The organism is Anabaena sp. CCY 9910 (assembly GCF_963920875.1).
In the GTDB taxonomy this organism is placed as follows: domain Bacteria; phylum Cyanobacteriota; class Cyanobacteriia; order Cyanobacteriales; family Nostocaceae; genus Trichormus; species Trichormus variabilis.
Genome location: NZ_CAWUDJ010000070.1, coordinates 1 through 21,183 on the forward strand (window position 1 = coordinate 1; position 21,183 = coordinate 21,183).

The following is a 21,183-nucleotide window of genomic DNA, read 5'->3' on the forward strand; positions in this document are numbered from 1 at the left end:
TTTGTCTGCTTTCTTCCTGATTATACTCTCCCCGTAGTAACAAAAGAGGGATGATTAAGAATTCTATTTAAGCCAAAACGGGGCAATAGAGATGCACCGCACTGACTCTCAAAACTCTTGCCCTGGCTAGATTGTAGCAACTCCTAGAAGAAACTAAGGGCTACGTTTTCCTACCAAGTTGGGTCGCTAAATAGATGAATAGTTAACTCTTCGCGCCCCGGTGGTACAGCACTAAGACAAGCACGAATGACCTCGCCATCTTCAAGTTCCACAGTGCAAGCATGACATGAACCCATAAGACAACCAGTGGGAATGAATACTCCCGCCCGATCTGCTACATCTAATAGGGCTTCTCCCACTTCAGCATTAGTGGTGACATCATCTGGCAAGAATCGGACGCGAACATTCATGAGATACTAGCCTCGCTAGGGCAGAAAAAGGGTCAAGTCTAAATGGTTTTCTACTTCAGTAGCTATATTATCTAACATCTGCTCTCGTTGTTCGCGGTAGTTAGCCACACCTGTAGGTAGAGATTTTAAACCGCGCTGTTGACGAAGACGGTTTAACCAAGCTCGTCTCCAGGGGCCATTGTCAAACAATCCGTGCAGATAACTACCCCAAACAGATTGACAACTATCTACTAATCCTAAGTTAACGTCATCGAATAGAGGTTGGAAAGCTTGGCTATCGCCTTGTGGTTCCACGCGCGATCGCCCTTGGTGAATCTCAAAGCCGTTGACGGGTAAGCCCAGTTGCGGGAAATTTGAGCTAACTTGGCGCTGACGAGCAATCTTTTGTCCGGTGATTACTGTTCTAATGGGTAAGAGATTCAAGCCTTGATATCTACCAGCTTGCCCTTCGATACCTTCTGGATCGGCGATCATTTGCCCCAGAATTTGATAACCGCCGCAAATACCCAAAACTGTACCCCCGGACGCTGCGTAGTTCTGGATTGCTTCTGCCATACCAGTTTTTTGCAGTAATATCAAGTCGGCAATTGTAGTTTTTGTTCCTGGTAGAATCACTGCATCTGGGTGTCCTAAATCATGTTTCGGGCTAATGTATTTAACCGCAACGGTGGGTTCTGATTCTAGAGGATCGAAGTCTGTAAAGTTGGCAATTCGCGGTAAGCGAACAACTGTGATTTGGAGATCCGCGTGGGCTTTGTGTGTTTTGCGTTCTAACAAGTCTAGGGAATCTTCGGCGGGAAAAATTTCTTGTAAGTAGGGAATTACACCTACCACGGGAATACCAGTCCGTTCTTCTAGCCATTTGATTCCTGGGTCTAGGAGCGATCGCTGTCCCCGGAATTTGTTAATTACTACGCCTTTAATCAGTTGACGTTCTTCTGGTTCTAATAATTCTAGTGTGCCGACTACGTGAGCAAAAGCACCACCACGGTCGATATCAACTACTAATAAAGTTGGGGCATTCAAATATTTTGCTACCCGCATATTAGTTAAGTCGCGGTGCTTAAGGTTAATTTCTGCTGGACTACCCGCACCTTCGCAAACGACTAAATCAAATTCAGTACCTAAATGTTGCAGAGATTCTTCAATTGCCCGCCAACCTGGTTCAAAATATTGTTCGTAATAATCAGTAGCACTGACTCTGCCTACAGGTCTACCTCTGATAATGACTTGAGAAGTCATATCTCCTTGGGGCTTGAGTAGAATCGGATTCATTTCTACCCAAGGTACCACCCCTGCTGCCCAGGCTTGTACCGCCTGTGCGTAGCCGATTTCTCCCCCATTGGCTGTGACATAGGCATTTAATGCCATATTTTGACCCTTGAAGGGTGCCACTCGCCAACCACGCCGTGACAAAATGCGACAAATAGCCGTACTTATCAGTGATTTTCCAGCGTGGGATGTCGTTCCCACTACCATTATTGATTTCATAGCCACTTTTAGTTATTCAAAATAAGGGGTGAGATAGTTGGGGGATAATATAGCAATTTACTGCTCAAATGTCAGAAATTTGGGCAGCTACTGAAGTCAATTGATAATAAGTATTGTCCGCAAGTTTAGAGAATATACCAGCGTCATGACTTACTCATCAAACCTTAATTAACAATCTCACCAATTCAATCAAATGAAAATGGTAAAGATTTTATAAATGGGTTGATGTTTCTCCGTATATATTGTTCCCTAAAACTGTCTCATCCTAACTTTGGGTTTCTGTTTTAGTACAAGGGGTGTGGGGGTGTAAGGGTGTGAGGGTGTAAGGGTGTGAGGGTGTGAGGAAAAGAAAGATTTACCCCTAAACCCCTATCTTCAAAACGGAAGCCTAAACCAACGAATTACAATATCGTATAGGCGATCGCGCCATGAAGGTGCAGGCAGGTTTTTTCCTTGGTATTGTTCTATGAGTTGGTGTCCCAGGGGAGTGAGGCGGAAACTATCTGTAATGCCTTGTCCGTCCACTTCTCGCCGTAATAAACCCACTTGGATTAACCAATCTAATTCGTTATCGCAAGTCAATTCTAATAATGAATTTTTGGTATAACCGTTTTTAACACCAGCTTCGTTGGCGATCGCACCTAAGGAAACGCTCTGACTACGCATGGTTGCAAATAGCCCAATATTGAAGGGAGAACAAATGAGCGATCGTCTTGCTCTTTCTACGGTGGTTTGTGGGTAGGAGAAAGCTTTGGGTGTTGGGGAGTCCATTGTCGGCATAATTCTTAATTCGTAATTAGGATTGAATACTGGGAATTTGACAGGAAAGGCATTTTTCCCAGTCGCCAATACCCAATCCCCAGTTTTCTAAGATTGTCATGAAATTATTGTAAATTATTGTAAAATTTCAAAGTCATCAAAAATCTGAAACAGGAAAGGTTCATTATGCCTCTAGCGGTTGGTACGGATGCACCTGCATTTACCGTCAAAGATACCAACGGTAACACCGTTTCGCTATCTGATTTTGCTGGGAAGACAGTGGTTTTGTATTTTTACCCCAAAGATGACACACCAGGCTGCACTAAACAAGCTTGTAGCTTCCGTGATGCTCAATCTGATTACAAAAACAAGGATGTAGTTGTTTTGGGTGTGAGTGCTGATGATGAAGGATCTCATCAAGCATTTACTCAAAAATATAATTTGAATTTTCCCTTGCTGGCGGACACTAATAAAACCTTAATCAGCGCCTACGATGTTGATGGCGGTGGTTATGCCAAGCGTGTCACTTACGTAATTGGCCCCGACGGTAAAATTGTTCATGTTGATGCCAGTGTCAACACAACAACCCATGCTAGCGATGTTTTAGCTGCTTTGGGACTGTAAGTTAAATACTAAGTAGTGAGTAAGGAGTCATGACTTTTGCTTGTTCTCTTACTCCCTACTCCCTAGATTAATTGTTACCAGGAACAGTCAAAGTTGATGGACTATCGGCTGATGGTGTCCCACTGGGAGGCAAAGTGGGAAGTATTTGTCCCTGGGGCTGAACAGTAGTAGCCTTATTTTGCCTTTCTCTAAATGCCCTAGCTGCATCGTCTATTTGTTGACTCTTGCTATTAGGGTCAAATGAGCTATTTCCTAAGTTTGCCCTATGGATGAGGTCAAACATATTGAAATTGCCTGAATCGAAGTTAAGGTTATTATTTTGATTGTCTGAATTATTACCACCTGCATCTACTGTGCTGAGTTGAGCCAAGCTTGGCTGTGCGGTTAACAAGGAAGCAAAGCTGATTCCTACTAAACCTACTAAGAGTCTGGTTACTGGTAAAAATAGTTTTTTCATGGGTTTTGACTCTAAAATTCCTCTAACACCATCCTGCTTTGATTTTAAGCAAGAGTCCGCCGTAGTTGGGGCTGAATACTCAACAATGCAACAAAAGCAAAGCTAAACAATATTAGCAAGGCTCCTCCAAAAGTGACATCACCCCAAGGTGCTTGCATGACCACATCACCCAATCCCCAATGACTGTGGAGATAGAGATAACGAATTGGTTCAATAGCGTAGCTGAGAGGATTGAGGGTAGCAACAACCTGCAACCACTGGGGCATAAAGGATAAAGGAGCGAGAGCCGTACTTGCAAAAAGTAATGGTAGGTTAGTGACAAAGATTACTGCAATTAATTCAATGTGTCCTGGTAGGGCAAAAGCCAATCCCAAGGAAATTGCAGTGACACCTAAAGCCAGTAGAAAGACAATTAAGGCGATCGCACCCAGTCCCGCTACATCTGGTAAGCCAGCACCCAGAAACGCTGCCGCACCAACGATTACAGCCGCTTGCAATAAACTTTGGCTAACAATAAAAATGGCTGAAGCAAAGACAATAGAAAATCTGGATGCGAGGGGAGCGACTAATAACCGATTCAAAAAGCCGAACTCACGGTCAAACATTACAGGTAAACCAGCATTCAGCGCTCCGGCAAAGGCTGTAAATACGATGACACCCGCAGCTAAAAATTGCCCGTAATTTGTCGTACTCCCAAATAAGCCTTTAGGAGCATTTTGGAACAAAGCGCCAAATAACACTAACCACATTACAGGCTGAATAATCCCGGCTAACAAGGTGGAGGGACGGCGTTGTAATTGAATGAATAAGCGACGAGTTAACGCCAGCGTCTCCTGCACTAGTTCACCAAAAAAGTTAGGTGCAGTATGAAGGTTAGCTTGCGGTGATGTGGCTGGTTGCCAATTGATATCTGATTTTGGGGTTACACTCATGGTTGTTAGTTGTCAGTTGTCAGTTGTCAGTTGAGTCATACCTATCTCATATTTTGCTTCTTCTCAGCTTTGGGATCGCGATTGGCTACTGCTGCTAATTCAGCATCCAGTAGGGTGCGTCCGGTAGCTGCGAGGTAGACATCATCAAGGCTGGGACGGGATTGGGCGATACCAAAAATTGGTAGGCTGGCGTTGTTGAGTGCTTGCTGGATGGTAATTAAAGCATCATTTTGTGGTGTTACTACCAGGTTCAAGGAATTGCCTTGAGCGTTATTGATAATAACTTCTTTGACAAAAGGTAATCCTTGTAGTAGTGATTTAGCTTGTTCTGCTTCTGCTGTGGGGGAGAACTCGCGGATTCTTAAGGTGATGCGATCGCCTCCAACTCTATCTTTTAATTCTGAGGGTGTACCAACGGCAATCACTACACCACGGTCAATGATAGCCACGCGATCGGCTAGCGCGTCAATCTCTTCTAAATAGTGGCTGGTAATTACAACCGTTGTTCCCGATGCTCGGAGTTTTCGCAAGAATTCCCACACCACGAAACGACTTTCAATGTCAAGTCCCACTGTTGGTTCATCTAACACCAATACATCTGGCGAGTGCAGTAAGCCAGCCGCCAAGTCTAGGCGTTTGCGTAATCCACCAGAATAAGTTCCGGTTTTTTTGTTGGCGTACTCTTGTAAACCAAGTAAATCTAAAACTGTCTCGATTCGCTGTTTGGCTACGGCTTTGGGGAGGTGATAAAGTGCTGCTTGTAATTGCAGCAATTCTTTTCCTGTTAGCACTTTATCTAAGGCGACTTCTTGAGCAACATAGCCTAGCCGTTGTCTAGCTACTCTGGGGTTATCCAACACAGAAATTCCAGATACCTCGATTTTGCCTGCATCTGGAGTGGTGAGGGTACACAAAGCACGTAGAGTAGTGGTTTTACCTGCACCGTTGGGGCCGAGTAAACCAAAGATTTCCCCTGGTTCTACCTGGAAAGAAACATCTTTGACGGCTTCAACGGTACCGTAACGCTTTTGTAGATTTTGAATTAAAACGGCGGGAGCCATGACAGCTAGACCCTAACTATACAATTCTCAACAATATCTATATATATTGTAGTTGAGTCGTGTTAGGTCAGGCGATCGCATGGCTACATATTGGCTATTTTATGAGTTGGCTGGAGATTGAGGGATAGTCGCCAAGTATTTCACCAAATCGCTTGAGATGGAGAAATCCAAGAACGCCTCAGCTAATTCTTCTATTTGAGTAATTGATCAACTACAAATCTGCTGGTCTGTTTTTGGTGGAAACATTACCCAAGCAGCGTGTCAACTGACACAAAATGAGTCCTTATGGCTCTTTTTTCTTTCCTCGTTCTTCTCATTTTTACAGAATATCTCGGTAAATTACAAATTCCTGCCTAATTTTCTCTCTATTTAAAACACATAAATCGAATTCTACATAGAAATATCCCTTAAATTATTCATTTCCAAAATAAACTATAAATGAGATGATCGATCCTCCTAAAATTCATATATCAGACTCCCAAAAAGAGATTATGTAGATTTGTTAAATCTCGTGTTAAAATAGAGGGTGAGGATAAGATTCGGTCACAACTTTTGTTGCTAATATTAACAGGCTTTTACCTTTTGTTATTGACAGGCTTGTCTCCGGAATTTCCATCTCTAAGCACTCATAATTTTGGAGACAACTTATGTCAGACTATATGATGTCTGTTATTTATGGAATCTAATAAGTACAAAATTGAGTACAAGTTTCATTTAATTACTATTGAAGAGGAACAATTAGGCGAAAAAGCTTATTACTACAAGATTTCTGGTGAATTATGTCACCAGAACGGATTCGTTAATTCCATCTCTGAGGCTGAAAAGGAAGCTAGAGAGAAAATTGACGAAAAATTTCATCAAATAGATAGAAAATCCGCGCTACATAGATATTGTGTAATGCGTGACTTTGAAAGCTTTGTTGAATTGTTGAATCAACAAAAAGAAATGTCTCCAGAAATTACGTATCAAATAGCCTCCCAACTGGCTTTAGCTTCAACCTTAAAATATTTTACGAAAGAAGTATTAAGTAATGACATAAATACTTCATCAGACAATAGTCAAGAGCTAAACCCAGATAACTTGCAATAGAGTAGTTTTTGGGAAAATATTCTGGCGATCGCCCCAACTTCAGTTAATTACATTGATTTGGCTCTACCTTAACTCAACATCTTGCTCAAAAACAAAAATAGTAACAATTGAAATCAGGAAAATCATTAATATAAAATATTTATAAATAGTCAAGAGTAAAAATAATTCATTTTACATTAAAAAAAATCAACCTTTTGGTAAAAGTCTTAACGAAAGTGATGAAGTAATATTTTATAGTAAACAATATAGATAGTACTGTGTTACCTTAGTAGTACTTGCAAGACAAGGCATTGAAAATTAGGAGGAAGCGATTATCGTAGTCCAAAAGCAGCTGATTAATTCCCAAATCAAGTCACCCCAGGTCTTCTTGATTGACCATGAGAATAACAATCGTGGTTTAATCGATACCTACGAAGCTCTACAATTAGCCCAGAGTGTAGAGCTTGACCTAGTTGTAGTTTCGCAAAGCAAAGACACTCCAGTAGCGAAGATTCTTAACTACGGTAAGCTACAGTATCAGAAGAAAAAACGCCAGGGCCAAAGTGCTAGACCCACAGTCAAAGAAGTCCGATTCCGCCCTAATGTTGGTGCGGCTGATTATAATTTACGTATTGAGCAAGCGCTTCAGTGGTTGAGTAAAGGTGATTCCGTTAAATTTGCTATTCGTTTACGGGGTCGAGAAAATCAATATCGAGAACAAGCCGGACAAATGCTAGAACGCATTGTGACTGATCTGAGTCAAGCAGGAAAAGTCCAGTCACTTGATAAACGCTCGCTCATTGTTCAAATTATGCCCGCTTAAAGCTTAAAATACTCTCAGCGCTCTATGCTTTGTTGCGTAGAGCGCTAATTGTTCATTTTATGAGAGTATATCTATTGAGGGATAAAAATCTTGTAATTAGCCTTAATGAAATGCTTACGCAAGAACTAAAAGAAAAATTTTTCTTTTAATTTCTTGTAATATCTGTATTTCAAGATTTTTAGTAGTAAGGTATCAAGAACTGATTAGAAGGTTCTTGAGCAGGTATCTGCGGTGAACAACTGACTGTATCAACACAGAACCAATCATACTTTTATCTTCTTCTGTTTACAAAAGTTTTAGTTTGATATTGGAAATAAAATTAATGCCTACTGATACAGTTGCATACGTTCAAGAAAATGAATTTGATGCTGTTTTAAGTGAAGATAAAGTCGTTGTCGTTGACTTTACTGCTACTTGGTGTGGTCCATGTCTTCTTGTCAGTCCGTTAATGGATCAACTTGCTGATGAGTATAAAGGTCGCGTTAGAGTAGTCAAGGTAGACGTAGACAACAATAAACCTCTGTTCAAGAAATTTGGACTTCGCAGTATTCCAGCAGTGTTAATTTTTAAAGATGGTGAATTAACAGAAAAGATTGTGGGAGTTTCTCCTTATGAGCAGTTCAGTGCAGCTGTAGAAAAGCTTCTTTAGCTCGTTTTTGCGTAGTATTGAAACAAGTACTGTGATATGGACTAGGTATTATTAGAACCGTTCTATAATTGTTGTAGTGAGCAGTAATTATTAATGAATTTTAATATTTACAAAAAATATTAACACAGACAGAATAGATTGACATTCTGTCTTTTTTTATGAAATTCGAGTTATCCCTTGAGCCGTTGTTGGGTTTGGCGATCGCTCACCACAGGCGATCGCCAATTCTTAGTCTAGTTGGCAGAAACCTTGTCGCCTTCTTGGATACTGCTTACACAAAAGCTAATATGAGAGCGAATAGCTTGCTCATAAACCACAGTTTGTTTTGTACGTACTCCTACAGGCTGGTATACTAACTTAATTTCGGGAAATTCGCACCAATACATCAGAAAAATATCTTTTGCCGGAGTAATAATCTCGTAATTATTCTCTTGCTTTTTCTTTTTCATCTTGCAATTATTTAGTTGTAACTTCTGTCTAAATAGTTTTTCAAATTCGGGAATTATATTTGAAGTAGTTTCCATACTGTATACACGTTGAAACGCGTTATTAGGGCGAACTTTATCTGTTGATACTACTAAGTATGACATCTTTAGCTACTTTAAATTAAAGCCAATCATGTCAAATCTTTAGGTATTGAACAATTTATAACAACGATAGCACTTGCAGAGACGAAATATTTGTCAGAACTACCACCGCGATCGCTTCTAAATTTAGCACAACAGTTATTATGACAACTTTCCTCGTAGTTTTGTCGCTGCAAACTCAGACTATTTCGTTGGTTTGATAGTCATCGCCCCTTACATGATGAAAAACCTTACATAGTCACACTTCCCATTCCCCACAACTGTAACGTTCATTACCCCATTGATACTTGAGATTTTGATAATATCAGCTTGTGACTTGTATCACCCTCTTAACGAAATAGGACTTACGCAATGAAATTCCTCGCTTTGGCAAGGTATCAAGTTTTTAAACACCTATACCTCGTTTGGTGAGGCTCACTAGCCGCCTATACCACCATACTCCTGAATGCTTGAGCTTTTCGTTGCTATCCGTAAGTCCTCAAGAAACATCTGTTGGCTAGCGCAACTAATGTACATAGATGCTGATTGCTCATCAACTAGCAACACAAATTTTAAGATTAGGAGCAAGAATTCAAGCTGGGGTTGGGGAAAAGCGTTTTATTGTAGGGTTGATATTCCAATAGCTTTAATTTTGCCAATACATTTACAAGATGTGATGAACTAGAGACTTGTATTGGTATCAGTATTTTCGTTAAGCTGGCAACCAAAGATGCAAAATTAATGTCTCAATTGCTTATAAGCGTATTTTGACGATGTAGTCAAGAGTAAAGGGCAAAAAGTTAGTAGTCAGGAACTTGTGATCATTAACTTCCCAGAACAGCTTGACTTATTTTCGACCTCGTATCCCACTTGAATAAGATAAAAATGGCGAACAACGAAGAATCACGCGGTTTAAAGTCTCTATTTGATTGGTTCGCAAACCGACGTAAAGCGGGTGCAACCAACCCCGAACGCCAAGAACGCGAAATTGCCGATGGGCTATGGCACAAGTGTTCTAAGTGTGGTGTGTTGACCTATACTAAAGACCTAAGAGCTAATCAAATGGTCTGTGTTGAATGTGGACATCATAATCGGGTAGATAGTGATGAGCGCATCCGCCAATTGATAGATCAGAACACCTGGAGACCGATGGATGAAAATCTGCGGGCGACAGATCCATTGCAGTTCCGCGATCGCAAAGCCTATAGCGATCGCCTGCGGGAAATGGAAGACAAACTTGGTTTATTAGACGCAGTTAAAACCGGGTTGGGGCAAATCAACAGTTCACCCGTTGCTTTAGCTGTGATGGATTTCCGCTTCATGGGCGGTAGCATGGGTTCTGTTGTCGGCGAAAAAATTACCCGCCTGATTGAACAAGCCACCCAGCGACGTTACCCAGTAGTTATCATCTGCACCTCTGGGGGAGCGAGAATGCAGGAAGGAATGCTTTCTCTGATGCAGATGGCTAAAATTTCCGCCGCTTTAGAACGCCACCGCGACGCGAGATTACTTTATATTCCGGTGTTAACAAATCCCACAACCGGCGGCGTAACGGCTAGTTTCGCCATGTTGGGAGATATTATTTTGGCAGAACCGAAAGCCACAATTGGTTTTGCTGGTCGCAGAGTTATTGAGCAAACCCTCCGAGAAAAACTGCCAGACGACTTTCAAACAGCAGAAGACTTGCTCAAGCATGGCTTTGTCGATGACATCGTACCTCGTACCCAGCTAAAAAACACCTTATCCCAACTAATTGCCCTACATCAACCCGTCCCTACAACCCCCCCTATGGTGCTGTGGGAGACGATGAGTCTTAGTTCCACAGCTGCTGAATAAATGGGAGAGTGGGGAGTTTTGACTGTTCATTGTTGAGTAGGAAATAATTACTTCCTTTGTCTCCCCAGTCTCCACTCCCCATCACTTCCCCGGTTCTTGGATAAAAAACAAGGGAATTAACGCTAACAGGCGCAAAGCAGTAGATAGAACAAAAACTGCCAATAAGCCTCCGTATTGGGTGATAAAACTACCTATAGTTGTGCCTACCGCACCACTGACACCAGCGACAGCAGAGGCGATCGCAAAATAAATGGACTGATTTCTTAATGGGGCAATTCCTAGCTGCATATTGTTATTACATAAATCAATAGCCGCCGCAGTTCCGCCTAGTAAAATATGTAATAAAGGCAACCATAGCCAAATATCTAAAGTGTTGATACCAATTCCCAGCCATAGTAATGGTATCAGCGCTACTAAAATTCCTATATAAATTAAAATACGTCGATTCCCGATTTTATCTGCTAACTTGCCCCACAAAATTAGCATGAGCAAATTAGCTCCTGCTAGAAGACTACCGTAAATTGTCACCCAACTTACATCTAGATTTAATGTGTCTAGCATATAGAGATTGAAAAACGGGGCGCTAATATTTACAGCTAACATCCATAGACCAAAATAAACCAGAAACATCAGGAAATTTGAGTTTTTCCAAGTGGTAATAGACTCAGTTTGCGGTGGAATAATTGTTAGTTGTAAGGTAGATGCAGATGTATTACTAACTTCATTCTGTTGAGGATCTTGGACAACCTCATGTTGTAATCGCGGATTCACATCTATTTTGAAATATTGACACCCCAAGCTCAAAAACCCACACAAGATACTGATTAAAAGTACTACGCCATAACCTTGGATAGTTCCGCCATACCAGTGGGAGACAAACAACCCAGCCAAGGGTACACAAATCAAATTAGTCAAGCTAGCTGCGCTATTACGGAACCCAAAATACCTACCTCGTAAGCGCCGAGGAACAATCATTGCTAGCCAACTTAACCAAGAAGCACTCCCTAATCCTCCCAGTAAATTTGTGATTAATAGTATTGATAATGTCAATACTTCTAATTGTTGAGAATCGACACTTCCCCGTGTGAAGAGAATTACCCCGATAAATAAAATCAGCCATAAGAACCGCGCCGTGCCAAAAATACACATGGAATATCGAAAACGGCTAGTGGTAAGTTCAGATAAGTAAGCTCCCAAAGGCTGAATTAAATTGACCAGCATAGGGATTGAAGACAACATCCCGAATACGATGGGACTAGCGTCCAACTCCACTAAGAAATTACTCAGCAAAATCCCGCCAGTACCTAAAGAATAAACTGCTGCAAATACAGAATCGACAGTTGATGCTTTTAAACTAGTGCGAATTGCATCTTTAGGAAGGCGAATACTAGATTGATTAGCTAGAGTGAGTGTTGTCTCTGGTGGAGTAATCTGGAGAATTTCCGAATTTAGAGAAGTAGCCGTTTCAATTGGGACAGAATCCATAATTAAATGAGTAATTTAACCTGGTACAAACAGGTAAGGGGTGTTTTACTGAGTCCACACGTATCTTTACTTACATTTTTGTGTACTAACATGACTCTAAAGTAATAACCATAAGAATTCATACCCTGGTTGTATAGCTGGGGACTGGGGATTGGGGACTGGGGACTAGGGTGAATAATGACTAAATGTTAGATTTGTCTAGGTTTAGGGAACAATGCTGTTTATGCTTGCAATCCCTTGGCTGAAGATAACGGCATGAAAGCGCCAATTGTCCAACAAATAAGATTTTGGAAATTATGTATTGTATTGTGCTGTGTTTTGTGCATATGTTTGGTGTCAATACCAGTATTTGCTAATAATTCAGCTTCCATTGATACCCTAAAACAGCAGCAGCAACAAATTCAGCAAGAAAGGCAAAATGTTGTACAAGAACGCGATCGCCTCACTAATCTACAACAAGCAGCACAAAATCGCCTGACTGGTATTGCCAATAACTTGCAAACCACCAACAGTCAAATTAAAGATAGTGAATTGCGATTACAACAGGCTAGCCAACGCCTCCAACAGCTAGAAGCAAAGTTAGCTGTGACGGAACGTGCTTATGAAGAACGTCAAGTTGCCACGGTAGCACGATTGCGATATCTCCAGCGATCGCCTCTCAATCAAGGATGGGCTGTTTTATTGCAAAGCAGAGATATCGGTGATTTTTTCAGTCGTCGTCATCAGTTGAAGTTAGTTTATCAGGCAGACCAGCAAATTTTGGCAAAACTCAGCACTCAAGCCAACTTGATTAATCAGCAAAAAACCGCAGTAGAGGAGCAAAAAAACGAAATTGCTTTGATTAGGGAACAACTCTTGACCCAAAAATCTGATTATCAAGCTCAAGCGCAATCTCAGTCAGAGTTAATACAACGCTTAAGTAGCGATCGCCTCGCCCTAGAAGCCGCACAAAATCAACTAGAGAGAGATTCTAAAAATCTGGAAGGTTTAATCCAACAAAAGGTAGCCGAAGCCAAAGCCAGAGAAGCAGCGCAAGCCAAAGCCAATAGCCGGACAAATGTCTTGATTAAGGGAACAGGACTTTTTGCCTTTCCTAGCAGTGCGCCTACAAGTAGTCCTTTCGGTTGGCGCGTACACCCCATTCTCGGCTATCGCAGGTTTCACGCCGGGTTAGATTTTGCCGCTAGTTATGGCAGTACAATCAGGGCAGCCGATTCGGGAACAGTGATTTTTGCTGGCTGGTATGGCGGTTATGGTAGGGCTGTGATTATTAATCATGGCGGTGGGATCACGACACTGTACGGTCACGCCAGTGAATTATATGTTGCAGAGGGGCAACCAGTACAACGAGGGCAGGCGATCGCGGCTGTTGGTTCTACAGGCTTATCTACTGGGCCGCATCTGCATTTTGAAGTTCGTCGCAATGGTACACCAGTCAACCCAGGAGATTATCTTTAGCCCAAAATATTCTGGAGTATGATATAATCGGCCAGTAAGAAGGGCGCGTGGCTCAGTGGATAGAGCAACAGATTCCGGTTCTGTGGGTCGGGGGTTCAAATCCCTCCGCGCTCGTTTTTTCAGTTAACTAATTGTTTGTCTGTGTTGACAGATTTATCTTTGTGGTTGGTAATTGGTAACGGGTAATGGCTAATGGTAACAACCCATGACCAATTAGCTATTACCCATTACCGCCCATATCATTAACTACTCACACTTCCGCCGGGTGATATTCCTGCTGTCTCTCTACGAAACTCTGCACACGGGAACGGTAATCCCGCACGGTCTCATCTACCCAATCGCGCTCGTGACTATTTGCATACAAATGTACTAACGGTTCGCTAGCATCTGGTAAAACTAATAGCCAACTATCATCAAAAGGTTGGCGAATTTTCACACCGTCGATGAGTTCGAGGTTTTGGGCTGGGTGAGTTTCCACCAAGTAGCGCATCAATGCACCTTTAGCCGACCAGGGACAACGGATGGTGTGGGTTCTGTAAATCACACGGGGTAATTCTGATCGTACAGTAGCCAGCGATCGCTCCTGTATTGTTAACATTTCAATGATCTTGGCAATGCAGAACATGGAGTCAAACCCCGGATGCAGTTGGGGAAAGATAAAGCCAGTTTCGCCGCTACCACCTAGCACCACATTGGGATTTTTCTGACAAGCTTCCATCAAAGCTGTCGCATTGGCTTTAGTGCGTATCACCCTACCATCATGGCGACGGGCGACTTGTTCCACTGCACTGGAAGCATGAACCGGCACAACTACCGTTCCTCTGGGGTTGGAAGTCAAAATCATATCTACCATCAGTGCGGTTAATAGTTCGCCGCGAATGGGGTAGCCTGATTCGTCAACTAAAATTAGCTGTTCACCGTTAGCGGAGACTTGGACACCGAAATTAGCCTTCAACGCTTCCACCACATGACCTAACTGAGTTAGCAGTGTTTCCCGATCTGTTGTGGTGACAGCATTTTTATTCAGACTGGCATTTAGTACCACTGCGTCAGCACCAAATTTATCTAGCATTTGGGGTAAAACAGCCCCAGATACAGCATAAACATAGTCAATGACGACTTTTGCCCGACTGTTGTTGAGGGTAGAAACATTCAACAGTTTCTCAAAAGCTGTGCAGTAAAGGTCAATCACTTGGCTGGGGTAAGCGACATCACCAATTTCGTGGGTTAAAGCCCGGCGCATATCTTCCTTAAAATAAGCCCCTTCAATTTTCTTTTCTTGGGCTTTGGAGATATTAATTCCCTTATGATCCATGAATTCTATCAGGATATAGTCGGCGCGATCGGGGTGTACTCGTACATGAATCCCTCCCGCAACTCCCATTGTGGGTATCACTGTCCGGGCGATGGGGATGGCTGTTGCATCAAGATTTTGAATATCGACACCTACAGACATTAAACCTGCAATGAGCGATCGCGTCACCATGCGAGAAACATTACGTTGGTCGCGGGACACAGTTACTTTCGCCCCAGGTTTTAAAGTAGAACCATAAGCAGCCCCTAACTTAACTGCAAACTCTGGGCTGATATCGATATTGGCTAATCCTTGTACCCCACGTTGCCCAAATAAGTTTCGTTGGGCTGTGTTACCCCAAATCAAGTTGATGTTTAAAATTGCCCCTGATTCAATCTTTTTACTAGGCCAAACTCTGACACCGGGGCTAATCTGGGCTTCTTCCCCAACTGTGGACAAAGAACCAACTACAGAGGCTTCTAACACATGGGCGCGGCGGTCTACACGGGTTCCACGAGAGATGACACAAGCACTCAACTGGGCTTCTTCCCCAATAATTGCCCCATTCCACACAATCGGACGTTTGAGATTGGCATCAGTACCAATGGTGACATTATCTCCAATCACAGTCCCAGCTTCAATTTGCACTCTCGCACCAATACGGCAATTGTTACCTATCACGGCTGGGGCTTCAATATGTGCAGAGGGGTCAATATAAGTATTTTGTCCTATCCACAAGCCAGGGGAATTTTCCCTGTAAGCAAAATCTAGTTTTACTTTACGTTCTAACGCATCATACTGAGCTTCCCGATAAGCATCTAAGTGTCCGACATCGCACCAGTAACCTTCGGCAACGTAACCATACATTGGCTCATCTTTGGCCAGTAGCAGAGGAAATAAATCTTTAGAAAAGTCGCATTCTGTATTTAGGGGGAGATATTCTAAAACTTCTGGTTCCAGAATATAAGTTCCAGTATTGACGGTATCAGAAAAAATTTCGCTGGTAGATGGTTTTTCTAAAAAGCGTTTAATTTTGCCTGCTTCATCGGTGATCACGACACCAAATTCTATAGGGTTAGGAACCCTTGTTAAAATTAAGGTAGCTTTTGACTGTTTTTGTTTGTGAAAAGCGATCGCTTCTCCTAAATCAAAATCTGTGATGCTATCACCGCTAATTACTAAAAAAGTTTCATCCAGAAGTTCGGCGATGTTTTTCACACAACCTGCTGTTCCCAGAGGCTGGTCTTCTTCAACAGCGTAGGTCATCTGCACACCAAAATCACCGCCATCTTGAAAATAGTCTCGCAAGACATCAGGTAGATAATGCAAGGTGGCAATAACTTCTGTGATGTGATGTCTTTTGAGGAGATTAATGATATGTTCGGCAATTGGGCGATTGAGGATCGGTACCATTGGTTTTGGTAGATCGCAAGTTAACGGGCGAAGTCGCGTTCCGGAACCGCCTGCCATCAGCACTGCACGCATAAATCCTCCTTAACTTTTTGCAGCATTAGCTGCGTTTAAACCCGTGAGAGTATATTGTGTTTTTATCTAGTTTCCTATGGATACTGATATTTGAAACACCCCCGTAAGAAGCATCTGACATAACTAAGCAAAAGTACTTATTATGCTGGTTTGGCAATAACCTCCGGTCGGTCGAAACGCCATTGCCACAAGTGCTTATGTTCTACGGGGGTCTGGACTGAATCAGTTTATTTATGCTAGCTACCAAAAACTGAAGAAGCAACCAAGTGGAAGGAAAAAGTAATATAGAAACCAGGTTAGTTTTGTTTAGCTGTGATGATGCGATTTCTTTTACTCATAATATTGTTCTATCCTGACAATAGATGTTCTTATGAGTTGATGGAGAAATAGGGGTAAAATCTATAACCTCATGAGAAAATGTATCATGAAACAACACTGATTTTAAAAAATACTACGACAGATACATTTGCATCAACCATCTATGGAAAGTTGAGTCATACTGGGATTAATGTGGATAATTTATCGCTTACATACTGCGGAAATATTGATCTCAAATTATATCGTTGATTAGCGGAGTTGATGGTAATGGGAAAACTAATTATTTTCGGATTAATTGTGATTTATATCGGTGGTGTGTGGAAGTTCTGGAATGGTTTTTCGAGGACAAATTTCACCCAATCTTTGCCTAATAAGATTGGTTTAGCTTTGCTTTGGCCAGCTTTATTTGTTGCTAATAGTTCTTATCGGCGTAATTTTAGGAAGGCATTGAAAGGTTAGAAATCATTTTCAATTAGGAAAGTTAAATTTAGACGATGGCGTTCTGCCCACGTTAGGTAATTACTGGCGATTTGGTCGGAAACCATCGTATTTCTATCACGAAAAACCCAAAACCCATCCATTTGTGGATGGGTTTTTATTAATAGGTGATAGGTAATTGGTAAGAGCGCCTACTACCCATTATCTATTACCTATTATCTTTAAAATTATCTTCTGCGCTGGTTATTACGCCAGATATTGACTGCTGCACCTGCGCCTGCGCCATTGATAACGTTGTTCAGAGGTCTTCTGCAACCACCAGTAATCGCGCCAGTTAATACACCAGCACCACCGCCTACAGCTACGTCTTGTATCACGCTACGGTTTCTGGTATTTCTCCTCAAACCATTTGCGCCATTAACAGCAGCACCAGCCGCCGCACCCTTAGCAGCATTATCTAACACGGAACCACATCTGGTGAATACTCCAGTTAAGATACCAGCCCCAGCTCCAATCGCTGCATCTTCTACTACTCTGTTATCAGCAGCCGCAGGTTGTAAAGGAACCAAGGTGATACCTGCTAAACTTGCAGCCATAAGACTGGGGAGAAGTGTGCGTTTTAGCATTAGTTTCATAATTTTCCCTTCTCAAAACATCCACAATTAGAGCATACTTATGCTGATTTATGTCACAGATGTCGTCGGTTTTCCTAGTTTTATTGTAGACAACTGCAACAGTCTTTGTATATGACTATGGTCATAATTACACTAACAGAGTAAGTATTTTATCTACTAAAAGCAGCAATATTTATTCTCTATTCAGAAAATTTTATTTTGATTGGAATTGATTCGTGTATGCTGTCAACAACTTGACGGGAAATACTCGGCTATTCTGCTTTTAAGTTGCATAATCCATCGTGAGGGCTGTTAACTTTTGACTGTCAAAACTTAACAGACCTTATCAGTAGTTATGCAATTTAGACACGCATTAGCTTATCTCCTTTAACTAGTTTTATACATTTCACTATTGACTTTTGTTCCTAAAAGCTCTAGATTCTTTTATCGGGACAGTTGAAATTTATTTGCAAAAATACTGCAAATAGTTCTTGATGGAGATGTGCAAATGAGTGTAGGCCAAAAAGGCTTGTTAGGTGCTGGCGTGGCATTGATGGCGCTGATGGGTGTAGCAGTTACTACTGTTAGTGGTATCCAAGCGACAACTGCTAATTCTATTTATAATCAACAAGCGCCGCGCTTACTTGCCCAAAAACTGAAGACTTTAACAGTAATTTTTCCCAGTCGTTCTGATTCAACAGATTTGCAATCTAAGGCAGATGCTGTAGCAGCTTTTTTATCAAAGGATTTGGGTATTCCGGTCAAAGCACAGATAGGTGATGATACTGCGGCAGTGGAAGCTTTAAGAGCGAACCGGGCTGATGTGGCTTTTTTGAGCAGTCGTCCAGCGTTGAAAGCTGAACAATTAGCAAATGCTCGTTTGTATCTAGCAGAAGTACGTGATACCTATTCTGGCAGATTCACTTATAATTCAATCTTTGTTGTCCGCAACAGTAGCCCATTGAAATCCAGAAATAATGCCAAAGCCACCCTAGAACAGCTACGTGGCAAAAAAATGGCATTTACATCTCCCACCTCAGGTTCAGGATTTATTTTCCCAGTTAGTGAATTAGTTAAACAGGGGTTTGTCCCTGACCGCGATCGCCTTGATGGTTTCTTTGGTCAAATTGCCTATGGTGGTAACTACAGCAAAGCATTACAAGCCGTAGTGCGCGGTCAAGCGGATGTGGCTGTTGTCTCAGAATACGCCATGTTTCCACCGTACATTACAGCAGAAGAAAAAAATCAGTTGCGAGTACTGTATAAAATTTCTGGTGTACCCGCTCACGGTATAGCCATTGATGACGACGTTGCTGCACCCGATAGAGAAAGAATTATTAATTCTCTACTTAAGTTAAATCAGTCACAAAATAACTCACTGCTACGTAACTTATACAACTCCACCGAATTAGTGAGAGTAGATCACAGTCGTCACTTAGCACCAGTTCGGGATGCTCTTAAACGCGTTGGCATCGAACCATAAAATTTAGTGCTGTAAGCACTAACAAGGGCGTTCAGCCCATCAAGAGTTATGAGTAACTGAGTTTTTAATTCAAGCACTCTTAACTCTTAAATTTTATACTCGTAAATTGATGAAATCGACCAAGGCAGAGGATGAGTGATTACGTAATTGAATGTCACAACTTAGAGACAGCTTATGTTGGCTCTTTGAATCGCCCCATCCTCAACGAGATTAGTTGTCATATCAAACAGGGTGAATTTGTTGTACTGCTAGGACTCAATGGAGCTGGTAAGTCTACGTTATTGCGATCGCTGGTTGGGTTAGTGCCATTAGTCAAGGGAGAAGTTCATATTAACGGCGTAGCGATGAATAGCCGCATACTTCCCCAAATTCGCCGTGATGTAGGAATGTTGTTTCAAGGCGGTGGTTTGATTCCCCAGTTATCAGCCATTGAAAATGTATTGTGCGGTAGACTTGGTACAAGAACAACTTGGCAGACATTATTTGGCTTTCCCAAACGCGATCGCCTATTGGCATTAGAATTACTCGAACAATTGGGTTTAAGAGAGTTAGCTTACCAAAGAACTAGCAAACTCAGTGGTGGACAACAACAAAGAGTAGCGATCGCCCGTGCTTTAATTCAATCACCGCAAATACTCCTAGCCGATGAACCCACAACGGGATTAGATGTTATCGCCACCCAACAAGTAATGGAGACCTTAGCTGAATTACACACCCAGCAAGGTATGACAGTTGTCGCAGTTCTACACGACTTAGGAATGGCTGCCAGATATGCCCAACGAGCGATCGTTCTAGATGCTGGACGCATTGTTTATGAGGGTTCCTGCGATAACCTGCAAGCGCAGTTTGTGGTAAATAATCAATAGTCAATAGTCAATAGTCAATAGTCAATAGTCAATAGTCATTCTTCTTTGCCTCCCCTGCTTCCCCTGCTTCCCTGCCCCCTGCCCCCTGCTCCCCTGCCTCCCATATATGAGTTATTTACCACTTTCCAAACTCCTACGGCGCTACTCTTGGGTAAGCTCCCTAGTTATCTTATTAATTGCTTTTATAATTTACACTTGGGCTTTGCAAGGACTGAAAGTTGATTTTGCCCTCTTGACATCCAGCGCCCCTTACATTGCTGATTTCATCTCGCGGTTATTTCCTCCTGATTTCACAGTTATTGATATTGCTGTTAAGGCACTGATAGAAACCGTACAGATGTCGCTTTGGGGGACAACCATCGGTGCTATTATCTCAGTGCCAATAGCCGTCGCTAGCGCTAGTAATGTTGCACCTAGTTGGCTGCAATGGTTGGCAAATCTGCTGCAAAATGCAGTGCGTTCCGTTCCTTCAATTATTCTGGGGCTAATTTTTGTTGCCGCCACAGGCTTAGGCGCACCCGCAGGCACCCTAGCCTTGAGTATATACACAGTTGGTTACCTAGCAAAGTTTTATCAGCAGGCGATCGAAGCAGTCCAGCCTCGTTCTTTAGAATCTTTGCAAGTTATAGGCGCATCTCGATTCCAAATTGCTCAGTATGGAATCCTACCCCAAGTGTTGCCTCTAAGTTTGGGCTATACCTTATGGATGTTTGAATACAACATCCGCGCCGCTTCTGTTTTGGGTGTGGTTGGTGCAGGTGGGATTGGCTTTCAATTAAAAAGTTATATTGATGGGTTTGAGTACAATAAAGCCACAACTATGATGTTAGTACTGTTGGTAGTTGTGACTGTAATAGATGGCTTCAGCAGCCAGTTACGTCGCCGCCTTGAGTCAATGTAATTACCAATTTTCTATGAAATTGCACTAAATCAATGATGTAGAGACGTTGCATGCAACGTCTCTACAGTGCAGAATAAAGTGCGTCTTCATTAAGAAACGGTATAAAAGGTAAATTACGTCTAATGTGAATTAAAGAGAATGAGACTGGAAGGTGAGAACATCAAT

At 42.1% G+C, this 21,183-nt stretch carries 21 protein-coding genes and 1 tRNA gene; 11 read left to right on the forward strand and 11 right to left on the reverse strand.

Going from position 1 to position 21,183, the window contains the following annotated elements:
• Positions 1–170: 170 nt before the first annotated feature.
• From ACM5QX_RS27910 to ACM5QX_RS27920, 3 genes are all read right to left on the reverse strand, one after another.
• Positions 171–410 (reverse strand): 2Fe-2S iron-sulfur cluster-binding protein, encoded by a 240-nt coding sequence (locus tag ACM5QX_RS27910; RefSeq protein ID WP_011317086.1) that lies wholly within the window; start codon positions 408–410, stop codon positions 171–173.
• Between the two features lie 15 nt (positions 411–425).
• Complete coding sequence (gene cobQ, locus ACM5QX_RS27915; protein WP_414756482.1) at positions 426–1,901, reverse strand: cobyric acid synthase CobQ; 1,476 nt, start codon at positions 1,899–1,901, stop codon at positions 426–428.
• 375 nt (positions 1,902–2,276) lie between these two features.
• Positions 2,277–2,681 carry an Npun_F0494 family protein gene (locus ACM5QX_RS27920; protein WP_414756483.1) on the reverse strand — a complete coding sequence of 135 codons (405 nt, stop codon included), beginning with the start codon at positions 2,679–2,681 and terminating at the stop codon, positions 2,277–2,279.
• A 165-nt stretch (positions 2,682–2,846) separates the two neighbouring features.
• Here ACM5QX_RS27920 and ACM5QX_RS27925 point away from each other — a divergent pair, with 165 nt between their 5' ends.
• On the forward strand, positions 2,847–3,284 hold the full coding sequence (locus ACM5QX_RS27925) for a peroxiredoxin (protein WP_011317083.1): 438 nt from the start codon (positions 2,847–2,849) through the stop codon (positions 3,282–3,284).
• A 67-nt stretch (positions 3,285–3,351) separates the two neighbouring features.
• On the opposite strand, the gene ACM5QX_RS27930 is transcribed toward ACM5QX_RS27925, so the two are convergent.
• The 4 genes from ACM5QX_RS27930 to ACM5QX_RS27945 all read right to left on the reverse strand — a co-directional run bounded on the left by ACM5QX_RS27930 (position 3,352) and on the right by ACM5QX_RS27945 (position 5,938).
• A complete protein-coding gene (locus ACM5QX_RS27930) occupies positions 3,352–3,741 on the reverse strand; it encodes a hypothetical protein (protein ID WP_414756484.1) in 390 nt (129 codons plus the stop codon).
• A gap of 44 nt (positions 3,742–3,785) precedes the next feature.
• On the reverse strand, positions 3,786–4,673 hold the full coding sequence (locus tag ACM5QX_RS27935) for an ABC transporter permease (RefSeq protein ID WP_414756485.1): 888 nt from the start codon (positions 4,671–4,673) through the stop codon (positions 3,786–3,788).
• Between the two features lie 41 nt (positions 4,674–4,714).
• Entirely contained in the window at positions 4,715–5,734 is a 1,020-nt protein-coding gene (locus tag ACM5QX_RS27940) for an ATP-binding cassette domain-containing protein (RefSeq protein ID WP_414756486.1), read from the reverse strand.
• A 99-nt stretch (positions 5,735–5,833) separates the two neighbouring features.
• Positions 5,834–5,938 carry a DUF4351 domain-containing protein gene (locus ACM5QX_RS27945; protein ID WP_414756496.1) on the reverse strand — a complete coding sequence of 35 codons (105 nt, stop codon included), beginning with the start codon at positions 5,936–5,938 and terminating at the stop codon, positions 5,834–5,836.
• A gap of 471 nt (positions 5,939–6,409) precedes the next feature.
• Between ACM5QX_RS27945 and ACM5QX_RS27950 the strand changes: the two genes are divergently transcribed.
• From ACM5QX_RS27950 to trxA, 3 genes are all read left to right on the forward strand, one after another.
• Positions 6,410–6,823: a hypothetical protein gene (locus ACM5QX_RS27950; protein ID WP_414756487.1), complete on the forward strand. Its 414-nt coding sequence runs from the start codon at positions 6,410–6,412 to the stop codon at positions 6,821–6,823.
• Between the two features lie 334 nt (positions 6,824–7,157).
• A complete protein-coding gene (gene infC, locus ACM5QX_RS27955; RefSeq protein ID WP_277952272.1) occupies positions 7,158–7,625 on the forward strand; it encodes a translation initiation factor IF-3 in 468 nt (155 codons plus the stop codon).
• A gap of 322 nt (positions 7,626–7,947) precedes the next feature.
• Entirely contained in the window at positions 7,948–8,274 is a 327-nt protein-coding gene (gene trxA, locus ACM5QX_RS27960) for a thioredoxin (RefSeq protein WP_414756488.1), read from the forward strand.
• 233 nt (positions 8,275–8,507) lie between these two features.
• Here trxA and ACM5QX_RS27965 read toward each other — a convergent pair whose 3' ends face one another.
• Entirely contained in the window at positions 8,508–8,798 is a 291-nt protein-coding gene (locus ACM5QX_RS27965; protein ID WP_041456566.1) for a hypothetical protein, read from the reverse strand.
• A 927-nt stretch (positions 8,799–9,725) separates the two neighbouring features.
• Between ACM5QX_RS27965 and accD the strand changes: the two genes are divergently transcribed.
• Positions 9,726–10,676 (forward strand): acetyl-CoA carboxylase, carboxyltransferase subunit beta, encoded by a 951-nt coding sequence (gene accD / locus ACM5QX_RS27970; protein ID WP_011317074.1) that lies wholly within the window; start codon positions 9,726–9,728, stop codon positions 10,674–10,676.
• A gap of 81 nt (positions 10,677–10,757) precedes the next feature.
• Here the strand turns inward: accD and ACM5QX_RS27975 are convergent, their stop codons facing one another.
• A complete protein-coding gene (locus tag ACM5QX_RS27975; RefSeq protein ID WP_414756489.1) occupies positions 10,758–12,161 on the reverse strand; it encodes an MFS transporter in 1,404 nt (467 codons plus the stop codon).
• Between the two features lie 255 nt (positions 12,162–12,416).
• On the opposite strand from ACM5QX_RS27975, the gene ACM5QX_RS27980 reads away from it, so the two are divergent.
• Positions 12,417–13,619: a murein hydrolase activator EnvC family protein gene (locus ACM5QX_RS27980; RefSeq protein WP_414756490.1), complete on the forward strand. Its 1,203-nt coding sequence runs from the start codon at positions 12,417–12,419 to the stop codon at positions 13,617–13,619.
• A gap of 41 nt (positions 13,620–13,660) precedes the next feature.
• A tRNA-Arg gene (locus tag ACM5QX_RS27985) sits at positions 13,661–13,733 on the forward strand.
• A gap of 136 nt (positions 13,734–13,869) precedes the next feature.
• Here the strand turns inward: ACM5QX_RS27985 and ACM5QX_RS27990 are convergent.
• Positions 13,870–16,398: a sugar phosphate nucleotidyltransferase gene (locus tag ACM5QX_RS27990; RefSeq protein ID WP_414756491.1), complete on the reverse strand. Its 2,529-nt coding sequence runs from the start codon at positions 16,396–16,398 to the stop codon at positions 13,870–13,872.
• 585 nt (positions 16,399–16,983) lie between these two features.
• Here ACM5QX_RS27990 and ACM5QX_RS27995 point away from each other — a divergent pair.
• Entirely contained in the window at positions 16,984–17,175 is a 192-nt protein-coding gene (locus tag ACM5QX_RS27995) for a hypothetical protein (protein ID WP_011317070.1), read from the forward strand.
• A gap of 206 nt (positions 17,176–17,381) precedes the next feature.
• Here ACM5QX_RS27995 and ACM5QX_RS28000 read toward each other — a convergent pair whose 3' ends face one another.
• Positions 17,382–17,789: a hypothetical protein gene (locus ACM5QX_RS28000; protein WP_414756492.1), complete on the reverse strand. Its 408-nt coding sequence runs from the start codon at positions 17,787–17,789 to the stop codon at positions 17,382–17,384.
• Positions 17,790–18,276: 487 nt separating this feature from the next.
• Between ACM5QX_RS28000 and ACM5QX_RS28005 the strand changes: the two genes are divergently transcribed.
• From ACM5QX_RS28005 to phnE, 3 genes are all read left to right on the forward strand, one after another.
• On the forward strand, positions 18,277–19,251 hold the full coding sequence (locus ACM5QX_RS28005; protein ID WP_414756493.1) for a phosphate/phosphite/phosphonate ABC transporter substrate-binding protein: 975 nt from the start codon (positions 18,277–18,279) through the stop codon (positions 19,249–19,251).
• 131 nt (positions 19,252–19,382) lie between these two features.
• The gene (locus tag ACM5QX_RS28010; protein WP_414756494.1) at positions 19,383–20,117 is read left to right on the forward strand and encodes a phosphonate ABC transporter ATP-binding protein; all 735 of its coding nucleotides are present in this window, start codon (positions 19,383–19,385) and stop codon (positions 20,115–20,117) included.
• A gap of 106 nt (positions 20,118–20,223) precedes the next feature.
• Positions 20,224–21,018, forward strand: a complete 795-nt coding sequence (gene phnE / locus ACM5QX_RS28015) for a phosphonate ABC transporter, permease protein PhnE (protein ID WP_414756495.1) — start codon at positions 20,224–20,226, stop codon at positions 21,016–21,018.
• The last annotated feature ends 165 nt before the right edge of the window (positions 21,019–21,183 follow it).

Coding starts and splice junctions, on each gene's coding strand:
- ACM5QX_RS27910 (WP_011317086.1), bottom strand. CDS start 410: ATGAATGTTCGCGTCCGATTCTTGCCAGATGATGTCACCACTAATGCT.
- cobQ (WP_414756482.1), bottom strand. CDS start 1,901: ATGAAATCAATAATGGTAGTGGGAACGACATCCCACGCTGGAAAATCA.
- ACM5QX_RS27920 (WP_414756483.1), bottom strand. CDS start 2,681: ATGCCGACAATGGACTCCCCAACACCCAAAGCTTTCTCCTACCCACAA.
- ACM5QX_RS27925 (WP_011317083.1), top strand. CDS start 2,847: ATGCCTCTAGCGGTTGGTACGGATGCACCTGCATTTACCGTCAAAGAT.
- ACM5QX_RS27930 (WP_414756484.1), bottom strand. CDS start 3,741: ATGAAAAAACTATTTTTACCAGTAACCAGACTCTTAGTAGGTTTAGTA.
- ACM5QX_RS27935 (WP_414756485.1), bottom strand. CDS start 4,673: ATGAGTGTAACCCCAAAATCAGATATCAATTGGCAACCAGCCACATCA.
- ACM5QX_RS27940 (WP_414756486.1), bottom strand. CDS start 5,734: ATGGCTCCCGCCGTTTTAATTCAAAATCTACAAAAGCGTTACGGTACC.
- ACM5QX_RS27950 (WP_414756487.1), top strand. CDS start 6,410: ATGGAATCTAATAAGTACAAAATTGAGTACAAGTTTCATTTAATTACT.
- trxA (WP_414756488.1), top strand. CDS start 7,948: ATGCCTACTGATACAGTTGCATACGTTCAAGAAAATGAATTTGATGCT.
- ACM5QX_RS27965 (WP_041456566.1), bottom strand. CDS start 8,798: ATGGAAACTACTTCAAATATAATTCCCGAATTTGAAAAACTATTTAGA.
- accD (WP_011317074.1), top strand. CDS start 9,726: ATGGCGAACAACGAAGAATCACGCGGTTTAAAGTCTCTATTTGATTGG.
- ACM5QX_RS27975 (WP_414756489.1), bottom strand. CDS start 12,161: ATGGATTCTGTCCCAATTGAAACGGCTACTTCTCTAAATTCGGAAATT.
- ACM5QX_RS27980 (WP_414756490.1), top strand. CDS start 12,417: ATGAAAGCGCCAATTGTCCAACAAATAAGATTTTGGAAATTATGTATT.
- ACM5QX_RS27990 (WP_414756491.1), bottom strand. CDS start 16,398: ATGCGTGCAGTGCTGATGGCAGGCGGTTCCGGAACGCGACTTCGCCCG.
- ACM5QX_RS27995 (WP_011317070.1), top strand. CDS start 16,984: ATGGGAAAACTAATTATTTTCGGATTAATTGTGATTTATATCGGTGGT.
- ACM5QX_RS28000 (WP_414756492.1), bottom strand. CDS start 17,789: ATGAAACTAATGCTAAAACGCACACTTCTCCCCAGTCTTATGGCTGCA.
- ACM5QX_RS28005 (WP_414756493.1), top strand. CDS start 18,277: ATGAGTGTAGGCCAAAAAGGCTTGTTAGGTGCTGGCGTGGCATTGATG.
- ACM5QX_RS28010 (WP_414756494.1), top strand. CDS start 19,383: ATGAGTGATTACGTAATTGAATGTCACAACTTAGAGACAGCTTATGTT.
- phnE (WP_414756495.1), top strand. CDS start 20,224: ATGAGTTATTTACCACTTTCCAAACTCCTACGGCGCTACTCTTGGGTA.